The following is a 16,058-nucleotide window of genomic DNA, read 5'->3' as shown; positions in this document are numbered from 1 at the left end:
AGTACCAGTTAAAAACTGTTACCTATGTGCTTGAACTGATTTGTTACCTATGTGGGTGAGTCATACCCAAGAGCCCTTTTGGTTACTTTTGGGGCTCTTTTCCAAAAGTGACCCGCCGTAAGGGCGGAACCCATATCAGCCGTTACCGCAGAAACGGATATGTACTCCCCCCCCACCTCGCGTAAACTGGCGCGCTTCCAGCAGCCCACCCCCCGCTGCACATTCATTATTTTCAAAGGTACCCGCCATGCCTTGGCTGCAAGTCCGTCTCGCCATCAGCCCAGAACAAGCCGAAACCTACGAAGACGCTTTCCTCGAAGTCGGCGCCGTCTCGGTAACCTTCATGGACGCCGAAGACCAACCCATCTTCGAACCCGAACTCAACACCACCCCCCTGTGGTCCCACACCCACTTGCTGGCCCTGTTCGAAGACGGCACCGATGCCGCCAGCGTCCTGGCCCATATGGAACTGCTCACCGGCAGCCCACTGCCCGAGCACCACAGCGAAATCATCGAAGACCAGGACTGGGAACGCAGCTGGATGGACAACTTCCAGCCAATGCGCTTCGGCCAACGCCTGTGGATCGTGCCAAGCTGGCACGCCGCCCCCGAGCCAAATGCGGTCAACCTGTTGCTCGACCCGGGCCTGGCGTTCGGCACCGGCACCCACCCCACCACCGCACTGTGCCTGGAGTGGCTGGACGGCCAGGACCTGAGCGACTGCAACGTACTGGACTTCGGCTGCGGCTCTGGGATCCTGGCGATTGCCGCCCTGCTGCTGGGCGCGAAGGAAGCCGTCGGCACCGACATCGACGTACAGGCCCTCGAAGCCTCCCGCGATAACGCCGGGCGCAACAACATCCCTGAAGGTAAATTCCCGCTGTACCTGCCGGAGCAATTGCCCCAGGCGCAAGCCGATGTGCTGGTGGCGAACATCCTCGCCGGGCCGCTGGTTTCCCTGGCACCGCAACTATCGAGCCTGGTTAAGCCGGGCGGCCGCCTGGCGCTATCGGGCATCCTCGCCGAGCAAGGTGAAGACGTGGCCGCTGCCTACGCGAAGGATTTCGAGCTGGACCCGATCGCCAACCGCGATGGCTGGGTACGCATCAGCGGTCGTCGGCGCTAGAATGAGCGCTTGCCTGAATCGGATGGCCGCATGACCGACAGTTTCGTCACCCAGTGCCCGCATTGCCAAGCCCGCTTTCGCGTCAGCCACGCTCAATTAAGCGTGGCCCGTGGCGTGGTTCGCTGCGGCTCGTGCCTGCAAGTATTCAACGCGGCTCGCCAGTTGCTGGAGCAGCGCGCCAGCACGCCTGCGCCGGAACCTGAGCCGCCGACTGTCGTTGAAGAAGCTGTCGAGGCCCCTCCCCAGGCGCCGCGGGCAATCAGCCAGAAACAGTGGACCGCCGAAGAGCTGGACCTGGACAATCTGGACCTGGACGAAGAACTGGCCAAGCTGGAGCGCCGCGAGATTCAGCACACCCAGCCGTTGGGAGCGGAGCGTCGTCAAGCGAACACTGATCGCCGGCAAAAGGAAGACTCCCTCAGCGCCAGCCGCGACACCGCCAAGGCCGAGGAAGAAAAATGGGCCGCCAGCCTCTTCAGCGAGCCACCCGAGGAACGCGACCAGCCGCCCGAAGACGAACCTGAACCCACCAAGGCCCCAGCGACCAAGCAGCGCACCGAGCCGTCCATGTCGTTTCACACCGACGATCTCGACGATGAGCCACCGTTGCGCTCAAGCCCTGATGATCTTGACCCACCGTTCACCCCTGTGACCGATGCGGTGGACGAACCAGAACCCGAAGAGCGTCCTCAATCCCGTCGCAAACGCCTGCGTCCCGAAGCCGGCGCCCACGACGACGTACTCCAGGACCTTGAAGACGATCCACTGCACTTATATGCGCAGAAACGTCCTTCTGGCTGGGGCTCCCGCCTCATCTGGATGTTCCTGGTATTGCTCGCCGCCGCTGGCCTGGCAGGCCAGTACATCGCCTACCAATTCGACGACCTGGCCCGCCAGGACGCCTACCGCCCATGGTTCCAGCAACTGTGCCCTACACTGGGTTGCACCGTGCCATCACGGGTCGATATCGCGCATATCAAGAGCAGCAATCTGGTAGTACGCAGTAACCCGGAGTTCGCTGGGGCGCTGGTGGTGGATGCGATCATCTATAACCGTGCGACATTCTCCCAGCCGTTCCCGCTGCTGGAACTGCGCTTTGCCGATTTGAACGGCACCCTGATTGCCAGTCGTCGTTTCAAGCCCGGCGAATACCTGAGTGGGGAGCTGGCCGGGGTGAGCGAAATGCCTTCGCAGACGCCGATCCATATCTCCCTGGATATCCTCGATCCGGGCAGCAAAGCCGTGAATTACAGCCTGACTTTCCACTCGCCTGAGTAAATCGGCTCACACGCAAAGGCTTGGCGGCGGATTATTGACTTGGCTTTGCGCAACCAAACCGGCGGCGATAAAGAAATAACTGTTCAGATTTTATCCAATTCAGCCTTTATCCAGTCATCGAGAGCGGGTATCATGCCAACCCTTTTTCGAACTCTAATGATCCGGCCCCACAACAGGGAAGTCCTATGTCGGCGGTACGCATCGGCCCATATACATTGCAGAACGGCTTGATTCTCGCCCCAATGGCGGGCGTCACCGACCAGCCCTTTCGTCAGCTGTGCAAACGCTTGGGCGCGGGTCTAGTAGTCTCGGAAATGGTCACTAGCGACATGAGTTTGTGGAACACCCGCAAATCGCGGATGCGCATGATCCACGAAGGTGATCCCGAGCCCCGCTCGGTACAGATCGCCGGCGGTGATGCGCAGATGCTGGCGGATGCGGCCCGAGCCAACGTGGAGTTGGGCGCACAGATCATCGACATCAACATGGGCTGCCCGGCCAAGAAGGTCTGCAACAAGGCCGCCGGTTCCGCACTGTTGAAAGATGAGCAGTTGGTAGCCGAGATCCTGCAGGCCGTTGTCGCCGCAGTGGATGTGCCGGTCACCCTGAAAATTCGTACCGGCTGGGACCGGGACAACAAGAACGGCCTGACGGTGGCGAAGATCGCCGAACAGGCAGGAATCACAGCGCTGGCGGTGCATGGCCGCACCCGCGCAGACCTTTACACCGGTGAAGCCGAGTACGACACCATTGCCGCGATCAAGCAGGCGGTGTCGATGCCGGTCTTCGCCAATGGCGATATCGACTCAGCCGAGAAAGCCCGGCGCGTGCTGCACGCCACCGGTGCCGATGGCTTGTTGATTGGCCGGGCCGCCCAGGGGCGGCCGTGGATTTTTCGTGAGATCGAGCATTTTCTGCGTACCGGCGAAGTCTTGCCGGCACCGGAGTTGATCGAGGTGGAACGTATTCTGCTAGAGCATCTGGCCGCCCTGCACGCCTTCTATGGAGACGTAATGGGAGTACGCATTGCTCGCAAGCATGTCGGCTGGTATCTCGCAACCCTGCCGGGCGCCAGGGAGTTTCGCGCCCACTTCAATCGTTTGGATGATACGGAAGCACAGTGCGCCAACGTTCGTGAGTTTTTCGGCGAGCGTTACAAGAGCCTGGGGACAGGGGACGGAGAGGGGGTGGCCGCATGACGATGATGACCGAGACTTTAGTGAGTGGAACAACACCCGTGAGCGACAACGTCAATTTGAAACAGCACCTCAACACGCCGAGCGAAGAAGGCCAGACCCTTCGTGGGAGTGTCGAGAAAGCGCTGCACAATTATTTCGCCCACCTTGAGGGCGCTTCCGTCACGGACGTGTACAACCTGGTGCTCTCCGAAGTCGAGGCACCTTTGCTCGAAAGCGTGATGAACTACGTGAAGGGCAACCAGACCAAAGCCAGTGAGCTGCTGGGCCTCAACCGTGGCACCTTGCGCAAAAAGCTCAAACAGTACGATTTGCTGTAAGCATTCAATCAAACCAGAAAGGCGCCCGCGTAAAAACGGTCGCCTTTTTTGCTGACTCCTTTGCTTTTGATGGAAATTGAAATGACCGACCAGACTACCCGCCTGCCGATCCGCCGTGCCTTGATCAGCGTCTCCGACAAGACCGGGATCCTCGAATTTGCCCGGGAGCTGGAAGCCCTGGGCGTGGAAATCCTTTCCACAGGCGGGACCTTCAAACTGCTGCAGGACAACGGCGTGGCCGCAGTGGAAGTGGCGGACTACACCGGTTTCGCAGAAATGATGGACGGTCGGGTCAAGACCCTGCACCCGAAAATCCACGGCGGCATCCTCGGCCGTCGCGGTATCGACGACGCCATCATGACCGAACACGGCATCAAGCCGATCGACCTGGTGGCCGTTAACCTTTACCCGTTCGAAGCCACCATCAACAAGCCAGGCTGCGACCTGCCGACCGCCATCGAAAACATCGATATCGGCGGCCCGACCATGGTTCGCTCGGCTGCCAAGAACCACAAAGACGTAGCCATCGTGGTCAACGCCAGCGACTACGCCGATGTGCTGGAAAGCCTGAAAGCCGGTGGCCTGACTTACGCCCAACGCTTCGACCTGATGCTCAAGGCGTTCGAACACACCGCCGCCTACGACGGCATGATCGCCAACTACATGGGCACCGTGAACCAGGCCGCTGAGACCCTGTCGACCTCCGGCCGCAGCCAGTTCCCGCGCACCTTCAACAGCCAGTTCATCAAGGCCCAGGAAATGCGCTACGGCGAGAACCCGCACCAGAGCGCGGCGTTCTACGTTGAAGCCAAGCCTGCCGAAGTGGGCATCGCCACCGCGACCCAACTGCAAGGCAAAGAGCTGTCCTACAACAACGTGGCCGACACCGACGCCGCGCTGGAATGTGTGAAGAGCTTCGTCAAACCAGCCTGCGTAATCGTCAAGCATGCCAACCCGTGCGGCGTGGCCGTGAGCCCGGATGCGGAAGGCGGCATTCGCCAGGCCTACGAGTTGGCCTACGCCACCGACACCGAGTCCGCATTCGGCGGCATCATCGCGTTCAACCGTGAACTGGATGCCGAGACCGCTAAAGCGATCGTCGAGCGTCAGTTCGTTGAAGTGATCATCGCCCCTTCTGTGAGCGAAGAGGCCCGCGCCATCGTCGCCGCCAAAGCCAACGTGCGCCTGCTGGCCTGCGGCGAGTGGTCGGCTGACCGTGCCGCCGCCTGGGACTACAAGCGCGTCAACGGCGGCTTGCTGGTACAGAGCCGCGACATCGGCATGATCGGCAGCCAAGACCTGAAAGTCGTAACCAAACGTGCTCCGACCGAACAAGAGATCAACGACCTGATCTTCGCCTGGAAAGTCGCCAAGTACGTTAAGTCCAACGCCATCGTCTACGCCAAAAACCGCCAGACCATCGGTGTCGGCGCCGGCCAGATGAGCCGCGTGAACTCGGCGCGTATCGCCGCGATCAAAGCTGAGCACGCCGGTTTGCAGGTGGTCGGTTCGGTGATGGCCTCCGACGCATTCTTCCCGTTCCGCGACGGCCTGGACAATGCGGCCAAGGCTGGCGTGACCGCCGTGATCCAACCGGGTGGTTCGATGCGTGATGCTGAAGTGATTGCTGCTGCTGACGAAGCCGGCATCGCGATGGTCTTCACCGGCATGCGCCACTTCCGCCACTGATTGATCGTTCCCACGCTCCGCGTGGGAATGCAGCCCGGGACGCTGCGCGTCCCAAAGCGTGACGCGCAGCGTCACAAGAGGCATTCCCACGCAGAGCGTGGGAACGATCCTCCACACGAGGTTTTTGAAATGAATGTTTTGATCATTGGCAGCGGTGGCCGTGAACACGCCCTGGCCTGGAAAGTTGCCCAGGACCCACGCGTCCAGAAAGTATTCGTCGCCCCAGGCAACGCCGGTACCGCTATCGAAGCCAAGTGCGAAAACGTCGCCATCGACGTGTTGGCCCTTGAGCAATTGGCCGATTTTGCCGAGAAAAACGTCTCCCTGACCATCGTCGGTCCGGAAGTGCCATTGGTTGCCGGCGTCGTGGACCTGTTCCGCAGCCGTGGCCTGGATTGCTTCGGCCCTACCGCCGGCGCTGCACAGCTGGAAGGCTCCAAAGCGTTCACCAAGGATTTCCTGGCACGCCACAAGATCCCTACCGCCGACTACCAGAACTTCACCGAGATCGAGCCAGCCCTGGCTTACCTGCGTGAAAAAGGTGCGCCGATCGTGATCAAGGCCGATGGCCTGGCCGCCGGCAAAGGCGTGATCGTTGCGATGACCCTGCAAGAAGCCGAGGACGCTGTGCGCGATATGCTCGCCGGCAACGCCTTTGGTGACGCCGGTTCGCGCGTCGTCATCGAAGAGTTCCTCGACGGCGAAGAAGCCAGTTTCATCGTGATGGTCGACGGTAAAAACGTACTGCCGATGGCGACCAGCCAAGACCACAAACGCGTCGGCGACGGCGACAGTGGCCCGAACACCGGCGGCATGGGTGCTTACTCCCCTGCTCCAGTGGTCACCAGCGAAGTGCACCAGCGCGTCATGGACCTGGTGATCTGGCCAACCGTGCGTGGCATGGCCGACGAAGGCAATGTGTACACCGGTTTCCTGTACGCCGGCCTGATGATCGACAAAGCCGGTAACCCGAAAGTCATCGAGTTCAACTGCCGCTTCGGCGACCCGGAAACCCAACCGGTGATGCTGCGTCTGCAATCGAGCCTGGTGCTGCTGGTGGAAGCGGCGCTGGCCCAGGCGCTGGACAAGGTTGAAGCGCAGTGGGACCCACGTCCGAGCGTCGGCATTGTGCTGGCGGCCGGTGGTTACCCTGCCGACTACGCCAAGGGCGATGTGATTGAAGGTCTGGACGCGGCTGCTACGCTGGAAGGCAAGGTGTTCCATGCGGGTACCGCGCTCAAGGATGGCAATGTTGTAACCGCAGGTGGCCGTGTGTTGTGCGCCACCGCGATGGGTGTCAGTGTCGACGCCGCGCAACAACAGGCGTACAAGCTGGCCGCGAAAATCGACTGGCAAGGTTGCTTCTACCGCACGGACATCGGCTACCGCGCCATTGCCCGCGAACGTGGCGAGAGCAACTGAGCAGCTACCATTAAGTAGCTATCCGTTCGGTTAGGTAAGGGCCCCAGGCCCTTGCCCTACACATGGCGCCCCGCGCATAGTTAACCCGTGCATCAACCTACGAAGGGATTTCGCCGTGCGCTGGCTCAGGATCGCCATAGGTTTCACAGTCAGTCTGCTGACCCTGCTCTGCTTGTTCCCGGCCCAGGCCGCCGCGCAAGGCAGTGGCTGGGCAGTATTGCTTGATGAACAGGCCGACCTGCAACTGAGCGACATCCGTTCCGCCCGCTACACCAATCAATTCAGCCCCATCGAACTGGACCGGATTACCGCCGCGGAGCCGGACGGTGCGTTGTGGGTACGTTTCAAGCTACAACCCGGCAAGCACGAGCAAGTGCTGCGGGTATTCGCCCCGGACCTGTCCCACCTGAGCCTCTATGTACTGGACGGCGACACCCTGGTGGAACAACAAAACACGGGCACGCGCCAGCCCCAGGCCGAACGCCCTCTGCCCAGCAGCGACTTCATGCTGCCGATGCCACAAAGCCAGAAACCCCTCGAGGTCTACCTGCGCCTGGTCTCGGAACACGAACTGCGCCCCTACATCACCCTGGAACCGGCCGTGTTGGCCGCCGCCGACCAGAACCAGACGCTGATCTACGGCCTGCTGTTCGGCGTCCTGTTGATGCTGATCCTGCATAACCTCACGCGCTTCGCCTACCATCGCTCGCGTAGCAGTCTGTGGCTGGCGGCCTGCGAATTGCTGTTGATGCTGAGCCTGGCGCTGCTGCTCAACCTGGTGGGGCCGTGGCTGCCGAACTGGCACGCGATCCAAACCCCAGGCGCGTACCTCGCCCTGTTGCTGACCGCGCCGTGCGGGCTGATGTTTGCCTATCGCTTCTTCATGCCCCTGGGCCCGCACCCACTGAACAAGCTGCTGATGGCCGACATCCTGCTGATCGTGCTGAGCGGCCTGCTGCTGTTATTCGTCAACACCTTGCCGCTGAACATCATCACCTATGCCTTGGTAGCCCTGGCCGGCCTGAGCATGCTGTTTATCTCGGCTTATCACTGGCAAAAAGGCTACCGCCCTGCGCGCTTGTTCGTAGCGGCGATGGTGGTGTTCAACATCGGTACGCTGATCATCCTCCCCGCCCTGCTCGGCCTGACACTGGTTGCACCGCAAGGTTTGATCGTCACCCTGCTGAGCTTTATCTGCCTCAGCGGTCTGTTGATGAGCCTGGCCCTGGGTGAGCGTCAGCGTGCAATTGTTGAAACTCGCTTCAGCCTCAGCCGCGACCTGGCTGCCAGCAACGCCGAGATTGCCGCCAAGGCCGAGTTCCTGGCGAAGATCAGCCACGAAATCCGCACCCCCATGAACGGCGTGCTGGGCATGACCGAGTTGCTGCTGGGCACGCCGTTGTCGGTTAAACAACGCGACTACGTTCAAACCATTCACAGCGCCGGTAACGAACTGCTGACGCTGATCAACGAAATCCTCGACATCTCCAAGCTCGAATCCGGGCAGATCGAGTTGGATGACGTGCAATTCGACCTCAATGCCCTGATCGAAGACTGCCTGAGTATTTTCCGCGCCAAGGCCGAGCAGCAGAACGTCGAGCTGATCAGCTTTATCCAGCCCCAAGTGCCCCGGGTGATCAGCGGTGACCCCACGCGCCTGCGCCAGGCACTGTTGAGCCTGCTGGAAAACGCCCTGCAAAAAACCGATGAAGGTGAAGTGCTGATCGTCGTCGCCCTCGACGAGCGCAGCACCAAGCCACGCCTGCGCATTGCCGTGCAGGACAGTGGCCTGCCGATGGAAGCCGCCGAACGCGACGCGTTGCTGCACAGCGAACTGCACAGCAAGAACTTCCTCTCGGCCACCCGCTTGAGCGGCCACCTGGGCCTGGTGATTGCCCGCCAACTGATCCTGTTGATGAACGGCGAGTTCGGTATCAAGAGCGGCAGCCACCAGGGCAGCACCCTGTGGCTGACCCTGCCGCTGGACCCGGAACGCCTGGAACACCCGACCTCCGACCTCGACGGCCCACTCAAAGATGCACGGGTGTTGGTGGTGGACGACAACGACACCTGCCGCAAGGTGCTGGTGCAACAATGCACCGCCTGGGGCTTGAACGTCAGTGCCGTGCCTTCGGGCAAAGAAGCCTTGGCGTTGTTGCGCACCAAAGCGCACCTGCGCGACTACTTCGACGTGGTACTGCTGGACCAGAACATGCCCGGCATGACCGGCATGCAACTGGCGGCGAAGATCAAGGAAGACCCGAGCCTGAACCACGACATCCTGCTGATCATGCTCACCGGCATCAGCAACGCGCCCAGCAAGATCATCGCGCGCAACTGCGGGATCAAGCGCATCCTCGCCAAGCCGGTCGCCGGCTATACGCTGAAGACCACCCTGGCCGACGAACTGACCCAACGCAGCAAAGGCATCGTGCAGCCACGCGCCGCCCTCAGCGCGCCCGTCGCGGTGACCGTGCCCAACGACTTCCGCATCCTGGTGGCCGAAGACAACAGCATCTCCACCAAAGTGATTCGCGGCATGCTCGGCAAGCTCAACCTCAACCCCGATACCGCCAGCAACGGCGAAGAAGCGCTCGAGGCGATGAAAGCCCAGCGTTACGATCTGGTGCTGATGGACTGTGAAATGCCAATCCTCGATGGTTTCTCAGCCACCCAGCAACTGCGGGCCTGGGAAGTCAGTCACCAGCGTATTCGCACACCGGTGGTGGCGCTGACCGCACACATTCTCTCGGAACATAAAGAGCGCGCGCGCCAGGCCGGGATGGATGGGCATATGGCCAAGCCGGTGGAGTTGTCGCAGTTGCGTGAGCTGGTGGAGTTCTGGGTGACGCAGCGTCAGCAGCGGCCAGAACACGCCCCCTCCTGACCGATGATCGTTCCCACGCTCCGCGTGGGAATGCATCCTGTGACGCTCTGCGTCACTTTCCGGGCGGGACGCGGAACGTCCAAAGCGGCATTCCCACGCAGAGCGTGGGAACGATCATCCGAGACTGTTAGACTCCCCCACGACCTTCCCAGCCTGCGAGCCGCCTCCATGCTCCACGTGTTATTCAGCGTCTACCTGAAAATGCTGGTGCTCTACAGCCCGTTCTTCGTGCTGTCCTGCTTTATCAGCCTGACCCGCGGCTATTCCAGCAAAGAACGGCGGCGCCTGGCCTGGAAAGTGGCGCTGGCGACGCTGGTATCGAGCGTGTTGCTCTACCTGTTTGGCCGGGTGATTTTCAGTGTGTTTGGCATCACCGTGGATGCCTTCCGCATCGGCGCCGGCAGCGTGTTGTTTATCTCAGCCCTGGGCATGGCCCAAGGCAAGTCGGCCGTGCAAACCGACAACGTGCAGCAGGACGTGACCATCGTGCCGTTGACCATTCCCCTCACGGTCGGCCCCGGCACCATCGGCGCACTGCTGGTGATGGGCGTCAGCCAGCCCCATTGGGATGACAAGATCACCGCGATCCTCAGCATCGCCCTGGCCAGCTTCACGGTGGGCGTGGTGCTGTACTTGTCCAACCGTATCGAACGCATTCTCGGCGACCAGGGCTTGCAGATTGTCAGCCGGTTGATGGGATTGTTCGTCTGCGCCCTGGCCGCACAAATTATCTTTACCGGAGTGCGCGGTTACCTGGTGCCCTAGATCCGGTATTTGGCGATCGCCAACTGCACCTTGTCACCCGCGCTTTCGCGCATCAGCCGAATGGTTTTTTCGTTGACCACCGAGGTATTCAGCACCAGGCAGGTCTGCCCGCTGAAGGCCTCGAACGAGGAGCTGTCCCACTCCAGAAACGGCAGCCCCACCTGTTTGCTCACGCCGTGTGAGCTGTAAGTCACCAGCACCATCATCACTTCGCCATCGGTTTCGGCACAGGACGCCAAACCGAAATCGCCGCCTTGGTGTACCGCACAATTACGTTTGAACAACTCGAAAGACGCAGGCGTCCGCTTCAAGGCCTCCAGCGCATCGGCCGCCAACTTGGGCAGCGTCGCAAGCAGGGACCCCGCCAGTGAGGTCGATGCCAACATCGCCGCAATGATGTTCAGTGCCGCCAGTTGCACCGTCAACCCTTTGCCGGAGCTTGAGACCCGCTCGAAACTGCTGCGCACCGGTAGCCAGCCCAAGCTGATCATCACCTTGATAAATTCGTCGTACCACGCCTCGGTACCCCGGTGGACCTTCAACACATCGCTCACATAGCTGCTGGCCAGAAGATAGCTCTTGCGGACGTACTCCCGGTTCAGCGCAGACATGCCCTCGATAAACGAGATCACCCCGTTGTTCACAACTGCCGCATTGCTGTTGTCCTCAGTATCGGTCGGCAATGAGGCGTACACGCCTGGCGCTCCTGGCAACTTGTAGGCGGCAATCAGCTTGCGCCTTTTTGCATTGATGATCCTTCTAGGATGTCGCTCCATTTTCAGTTCTCCACAAGCACCCCCAAATGGGGCGTGTGTCCACACTAATCCAGCCGCAGGCAAGCTTTCCAGACGACAAACATCGCTTGCCGGCACGCTGCGAAATACGCCACCCAGCAATTGTTAGGCGCCCCCTGAACCCTTCCGGATTTCATCGACAAAAAAAGAAAAAGCCCCGAATAACGGTAGGTAATCACCCAGCGTTACTCGGAGCTTTCTTGCGTGCGGCAAGCCGTTTTCAGCAGACGGGTTTTTCGCCATACCAGCGCGGTGTGTACACCCAATCACCACCACCGGCGCGCGGGAACACGCAGGTGGTGGACGAACCGATCAGCACCATGGTGCGCATGTCTACCTGCTCGGGCGTCAGTTGCCCCAGCGTGGTGATACGCAGGGTCTGGCCCGGGCGACCAATATCACGCCCCAGCACCACCGGCGTCTCAGGTGTGCGATGTAACGCGACGATTTCCAGGGCGCGCCCCAGTTGCCAAGGCCGCGAACGCGAGATCGGGTTGTAGAACGCCAGCGCCAGGTCGGCTTGGGACGCGAGGTCCAGGCGTTTTTCGATGATCGCCCACGGTTTGAGGTTGTCCGACAGCGACATCACGCAGAAGTCATGGCCCAACGGTGCACCCGCCTGAGCAGCGGTAGCCAGGGAGGCCGAGACGCCCGGCAAGATCTCCAGGTCGACTTGATGCCACGCCGGGTCACTCGACTCGTGCAACGCTTCAATCACGGCGGCGGCCATGGCAAACACGCCGGGGTCGCCGGATGAAACCACCACCACCGAGCGCCCCTGCGCGGCCAGTTCGAAGGCGTGGCGAGCGCGCTGCATTTCTTCGCGGTTGTCGGTGCAGTGCTGCACCTGATCGTCACGGAAAGGTCCGGCCATGCGCACGTAGGTTTCATAGCCCAGCACATCGGTGCATCGTGCCAGTTCAGCCTTCACGGCCGGGACCATCAACTCGGCGGCGCCTGGGCCAAGACCAATCACGGCGAGACGACCACGGGGGCGGCCGACTTGCGACAGGTCCAAAGGCTGCTCGGCCACACTGATAACGATATCCGCGTCTTGCTCCACCTTGGCGAAACGCACGGGTACACCCAGTTCCAACGCCGCGTCATGCAGTGACGCTTCGGCCATCTGCGTGTCGCTGGCCAACAGACAGGCCAGGGATTGCAGGGCGATGCCAGCGTCACGCAACACCGTTCGTACACGCTCGGCCAACTGCGCACCAGGCTTGCAGGTGACGCACACGTTCTTCGGATAAATCAGCAACTCGTTGGCGACAGGTTCGCGGTCGGCACTGCCCACATGAATCGCTAAATGCGCGTGTTGGTCCTGAGGCAGATTGGCCTGGTCCAACCAGGGCGCCGCGCCTTCGATGCGCACGCTTTCGCCGGCCAGCAGGTCCGAGACAAAACGCTTGCCCAGCTCCAGGTCACCCAGCTCATAACCTACCGGCGGATTAAGCAGGCAGGTGCCGAAACGCAACTCGCCACTGGTGGTAATCGCAGCGGCCACACCCAACGCGGCGGCAATCTCGCGCGCCATGACATTCACACCGCCAAGGCCACCGAGCAGCGGCACCACAGCGCTACCGTCTTCGGCCACGGCGAGCACGGCAGGTTCTTCACCTTTTTCCAGCAGCAGTGGCGCCAAGGTACGGATCACGATGCCCGCAGCGCACAGTGCAATCAGCGGCGTGCCTTGCTGGTACAACTGACGCAAGGTCGCGCCGAACTCACTGTAGGCGTGGTCTGCACCTTCAACCCGGCCGGCCAGGCCGTGGATCAACGCGCCGGGGTAAACCTGTTGGATCGTGCGCGCAGTCGCCAGGCTACCCTGGCCCAGAATGACAATCGCCGGGCTCATCAACCTTGCCACCTTTCGCCCGGAACGATGATCAGCGAGAAGTACGGTGACGACATCGGCTCCACCTGGTCCAGCGGTACGATTTTCTGATTGGCCATGGTCGCACGCTCCACATACAGCGCGCGGTCGGCCAAACCGAGTTCTTCCAGCACCTGGCGCACCTTGGGGAAGTTGCGACCGAGCTTCATGATCACCGCCGCGTCTGCGTCCGCCAAGCGGCGCTTGAGGTCGTCATGGGGCAATACGCCCGACAACACCGACAGGCTCTGATTGCGATACACCAACGGCGCACCCAGTACCGAGGCGCCACCCAACATCGAGCAAACGCCGGGGATGACCTGAGCGTCGTAGCGCTCAGCCAAGCGGTCGTGCAAATACATGTAGGAGCCGTAGAAGAACGGGTCACCTTCGCAAATCACCGCCACATCACGGCCGGCGTCGAGGTGAGCGGCGACATCCAGGCTGGCAGTGTCATAGAAATCGCTGATCACTTGCTCGTACGACAGCGGCGCCGGCAGCACTTCCGTCGTCACCGGATACACCAGCGGCATCAGCGTCTGTTGCGGCACCAGGTGGTCCTCGATGATGCCGAAGGCGTTGCCCTTCTTACCCTTGGCCACGAAGTACGCCACCACCGGCGACTCACGCAGCAGGCGCAGAGCCTTGAGGGTGATCAGTTCCGGGTCACCGGGGCCTACGCCCAGGCCAATCAAACGTCCGCGCGCCTGCATTATTCGACCTCCGTGGCCAAGGCGTTGACCGCTGCGGCGGCCATCGCACTGCCGCCCAAACGGCCCTGCATGATCACGAACGGCACGCCACGGCTGTCGGCGGCGAGCATCGCTTTGGATTCGGCGGCGCCGACAAAACCGACCGGGAAGCCGAGGATCAACGCCGGTTTCGGCGCACCGGCGTCGAGCATTTCGAGTAGGTAGAACAAGGCCGTCGGCGCATTGCCGATCACCACCACACTGCCTTCCAAATGCGGCCGCCACAGTTCCAGCGCCGCAGCGGAACGGGTATTCCCCAGTTCGCGCGCCAGCTCGGGCACGCTGTCGTCGCGCAAGGTGCAGATCACTGGGTTGTTAGCCGGCAGGCGCGCACGGGTCACGCCTTCGGAGACCATCCGCGCATCACACAAAATCGGCGCGCCAGCCGCTAGCGCGTCACGCCCGGCTTTACCGGCGCCTTCGGAAAACTGCAGGCCGTCGATCGCATCGACCATGCCGCACGCATGAATCACCCGCACCGCGAGTTTTTCCAGGTCGGCCGGGATGCGGTCCAACTTGGCCTCCGCGCGAATAATGGCGAAGGAGTTGCGATAGATCTCCTGACCGTCGCGGATGTAATCAATCATCGGTGTTGCTCCGTGGGCGAACGCGCAGCAAGGCGCCCGCCGCTTCAATGGAAAGAGTGCGCGCGTGCAGCCGGCCGAAACCGGGCTGGGCTGCCTCGCGAAAATAGAGGTCGTAATGGCCGGGGCTCACCGCCAGCAAGGTGACCGGCGCGACATGCGCGGCGGCGCAGGAGCGCGAGCAGCCAGACAGGTGCACGTGTGGGTCCGGATGCAGGGCGGCCAGTAACACCGCGTCGGCCTTGGTATCGGCCAGGCCTTTGCCGCAGCCGCTTGAGCCAGTGCAGGCGATCATGCGCGCCAGGGGTTGGTCGACAGAGCAGAGGAAGCCCAGTTGCTCCAAGCCGTCGGTAACCGCGCCCGGATTTTTAACGTTGGGCAGCAGCACGCCCTGCCAGGGCGTGAAGCGCAACGTGCCGTCGCCATGCTCGCTGGCAAGTCGTGCAGCGCCCTTGAGCATTGTCGAATCCAGGCGACCCAAGGGCGCAACGGCGGCGACGTAGAACTGATCTTTTTTGTGCTGTGGATAAGTTCCGAGGTGCAACAAAGCGCCACTGGCCGGGCGTTTGAAGCCGTCAATCGGCAGTAGCGGCAGGCTGAGTTGGTTCAGTAAGTTATCCACAGCCAGATGGCGCATGCGGGTTTGCGCCGGGGTGGCCAGGTCGAGAAACGCTTCCAGCACGGCCACCACCAATGCATGGCCCTGGTCCAGCGGCACGGCTGCCAACGGCGCATCCAGCCCCGGGCAACCCGCCAGGCCGAACGCCAATAAAATCTCGCCCTTTTGCTCAAACGCCGACAACCACAGGTCATGGTGATGTTCGAGCATCGCCAAGGCTTCGCCGCCATCCAACTGCACGGCGAACTTGGCCGACAGCTCATGGAAACGCGGATGATTTTGCAGGGTTGCCAGAATCTGCTCGGCCAGCGGGCGGGTGTCGAATAGCATGTGCGTATCGATCCCGGCGCTGGGGCTGAGCATCAGGTTGCGCACGTCGTCACCGGCCGCGTTGTTCGGACCAAGGTCTGCGGCCAGGAGCATCGCGATCAAGGCCTCCTGCTCGGCGCCGATCCCGCGAATCTGCAGGTTGGCGCGGTTGGTCGCCTCGATCACCCCGCCCGCATAGGCCTGGGCCGCGTCCGCCACGGCATGGGCTTGCACGGTGCTGATCGAACCACCGGTCAGTTTGATCCGACAAATGCCGCCATCCAACGCCTGGACAATACGCAGCAACCCCGGACAAGCCGAGGGGCGCAAGGTGTTCAGAACAGGCGTTGGGTTCACGGGGCTACCGGTTGACGGGTAAAGGCGCGGTATTATGCCTGCTTTGTCCGGCGGCATGAAAAGCCTGCCCGTCGGATGTCGTTC

At 61.6% G+C, this 16,058-nt stretch carries 13 protein-coding genes; 8 read left to right on the top strand and 5 right to left on the bottom strand.

The window, feature by feature from the left end; all coding sequences use genetic code 11:
* Positions 1–247 precede the first annotated feature (247 nt).
* The 8 genes from prmA to tspR all read left to right on the top strand — a co-directional run bounded on the left by prmA (position 248) and on the right by tspR (position 10,683).
* Complete coding sequence (prmA, locus tag BFL40_RS02140; protein ID WP_071482858.1) at positions 248–1,126, top strand: 50S ribosomal protein L11 methyltransferase; 879 nt, start codon at positions 248–250, stop codon at positions 1,124–1,126.
* Between the two features lie 30 nt (positions 1,127–1,156).
* Positions 1,157–2,404: a DUF3426 domain-containing protein gene (locus BFL40_RS02135; RefSeq protein WP_071482857.1), complete on the top strand. Its 1,248-nt coding sequence runs from the start codon at positions 1,157–1,159 to the stop codon at positions 2,402–2,404.
* Positions 2,405–2,589: 185 nt separating this feature from the next.
* Positions 2,590–3,603 carry a tRNA dihydrouridine synthase DusB gene (gene dusB / locus BFL40_RS02130; RefSeq protein ID WP_025859501.1) on the top strand — a complete coding sequence of 338 codons (1,014 nt, stop codon included), beginning with the start codon at positions 2,590–2,592 and terminating at the stop codon, positions 3,601–3,603.
* The gene (gene fis / locus BFL40_RS02125; protein ID WP_002555375.1) at positions 3,600–3,920 is read left to right on the top strand and encodes a DNA-binding transcriptional regulator Fis; all 321 of its coding nucleotides are present in this window, start codon (positions 3,600–3,602) and stop codon (positions 3,918–3,920) included. The genes dusB and fis overlap by 4 nt, the downstream gene beginning before the upstream one ends.
* 81 nt (positions 3,921–4,001) lie before the next feature.
* Positions 4,002–5,609, top strand: a complete 1,608-nt coding sequence (purH, locus tag BFL40_RS02120; RefSeq protein ID WP_071482856.1) for a bifunctional phosphoribosylaminoimidazolecarboxamide formyltransferase/IMP cyclohydrolase — start codon at positions 4,002–4,004, stop codon at positions 5,607–5,609.
* Between the two features lie 129 nt (positions 5,610–5,738).
* Positions 5,739–7,031, top strand: a complete 1,293-nt coding sequence (gene purD / locus BFL40_RS02115) for a phosphoribosylamine--glycine ligase (RefSeq protein ID WP_071482855.1) — start codon at positions 5,739–5,741, stop codon at positions 7,029–7,031.
* A gap of 115 nt (positions 7,032–7,146) precedes the next feature.
* Positions 7,147–9,918 (top strand): hybrid sensor histidine kinase/response regulator, encoded by a 2,772-nt coding sequence (locus BFL40_RS02110; RefSeq protein ID WP_071482854.1) that lies wholly within the window; start codon positions 7,147–7,149, stop codon positions 9,916–9,918.
* 168 nt (positions 9,919–10,086) lie between these two features.
* Complete coding sequence (gene tspR, locus BFL40_RS02105; protein ID WP_032890615.1) at positions 10,087–10,683, top strand: MarC family protein; 597 nt, start codon at positions 10,087–10,089, stop codon at positions 10,681–10,683.
* Here the strand turns inward: tspR and BFL40_RS02100 are convergent.
* The 5 genes from BFL40_RS02100 to cobG form a co-directional block, all read right to left on the bottom strand.
* Positions 10,680–11,459: a hypothetical protein gene (locus BFL40_RS02100; RefSeq protein ID WP_071482853.1), complete on the bottom strand. Its 780-nt coding sequence runs from the start codon at positions 11,457–11,459 to the stop codon at positions 10,680–10,682. The two genes, tspR and BFL40_RS02100, sit on opposite strands and share 4 nt — an antisense overlap.
* 238 nt (positions 11,460–11,697) lie before the next feature.
* Positions 11,698–13,335 (bottom strand): precorrin-3B C(17)-methyltransferase, encoded by a 1,638-nt coding sequence (gene cobJ / locus BFL40_RS02095; RefSeq protein ID WP_071482852.1) that lies wholly within the window; start codon positions 13,333–13,335, stop codon positions 11,698–11,700.
* Positions 13,335–14,066, bottom strand: coding sequence for a precorrin-2 C(20)-methyltransferase (locus BFL40_RS02090; RefSeq protein ID WP_071482851.1), 732 nt, complete (start codon positions 14,064–14,066; stop codon positions 13,335–13,337). Before BFL40_RS02090 ends, cobJ begins: the two co-directional genes overlap by 1 nt.
* The gene (locus tag BFL40_RS02085) at positions 14,066–14,692 is read right to left on the bottom strand and encodes a precorrin-8X methylmutase (protein WP_016976987.1); all 627 of its coding nucleotides are present in this window, start codon (positions 14,690–14,692) and stop codon (positions 14,066–14,068) included. The genes BFL40_RS02090 and BFL40_RS02085 overlap by 1 nt, the downstream gene beginning before the upstream one ends.
* Positions 14,685–16,031, bottom strand: a complete 1,347-nt coding sequence (gene cobG / locus BFL40_RS02080) for a precorrin-3B synthase (RefSeq protein WP_071482850.1) — start codon at positions 16,029–16,031, stop codon at positions 14,685–14,687. The genes BFL40_RS02085 and cobG overlap by 8 nt, the downstream gene beginning before the upstream one ends.
* Positions 16,032–16,058: the final 27 nt, after the last annotated feature.

Source organism: Pseudomonas costantinii, assembly GCF_001870435.1.
Lineage (GTDB): Bacteria > Pseudomonadota > Gammaproteobacteria > Pseudomonadales > Pseudomonadaceae > Aquipseudomonas > Aquipseudomonas costantinii.
The sequence above is the reverse complement of the archived record's forward strand: the minus strand, read 5'-3'. Positions and strand labels throughout refer to the sequence as shown.

What these genes read in the sequence shown, in the direction of transcription:
- BFL40_RS02100 (WP_071482853.1), bottom strand. Translation starts at nt 11,459, where the DNA reads ATGGAGCGACATCCTAGAAGGATCATCAATGCAAAAAGGCGCAAGCTG.
- purD (WP_071482855.1), top strand. Translation starts at nt 5,739, where the DNA reads ATGAATGTTTTGATCATTGGCAGCGGTGGCCGTGAACACGCCCTGGCC.
- dusB (WP_025859501.1), top strand. Translation starts at nt 2,590, where the DNA reads ATGTCGGCGGTACGCATCGGCCCATATACATTGCAGAACGGCTTGATT.
- fis (WP_002555375.1), top strand. Translation starts at nt 3,600, where the DNA reads ATGACGATGATGACCGAGACTTTAGTGAGTGGAACAACACCCGTGAGC.
- cobG (WP_071482850.1), bottom strand. Translation starts at nt 16,031, where the DNA reads ATGCCGCCGGACAAAGCAGGCATAATACCGCGCCTTTACCCGTCAACC.
- BFL40_RS02085 (WP_016976987.1), bottom strand. Translation starts at nt 14,692, where the DNA reads ATGATTGATTACATCCGCGACGGTCAGGAGATCTATCGCAACTCCTTC.
- cobJ (WP_071482852.1), bottom strand. Translation starts at nt 13,335, where the DNA reads ATGAGCCCGGCGATTGTCATTCTGGGCCAGGGTAGCCTGGCGACTGCG.
- BFL40_RS02090 (WP_071482851.1), bottom strand. Translation starts at nt 14,066, where the DNA reads ATGCAGGCGCGCGGACGTTTGATTGGCCTGGGCGTAGGCCCCGGTGAC.
- BFL40_RS02135 (WP_071482857.1), top strand. Translation starts at nt 1,157, where the DNA reads ATGACCGACAGTTTCGTCACCCAGTGCCCGCATTGCCAAGCCCGCTTT.
- prmA (WP_071482858.1), top strand. Translation starts at nt 248, where the DNA reads ATGCCTTGGCTGCAAGTCCGTCTCGCCATCAGCCCAGAACAAGCCGAA.
- tspR (WP_032890615.1), top strand. Translation starts at nt 10,087, where the DNA reads ATGCTCCACGTGTTATTCAGCGTCTACCTGAAAATGCTGGTGCTCTAC.
- purH (WP_071482856.1), top strand. Translation starts at nt 4,002, where the DNA reads ATGACCGACCAGACTACCCGCCTGCCGATCCGCCGTGCCTTGATCAGC.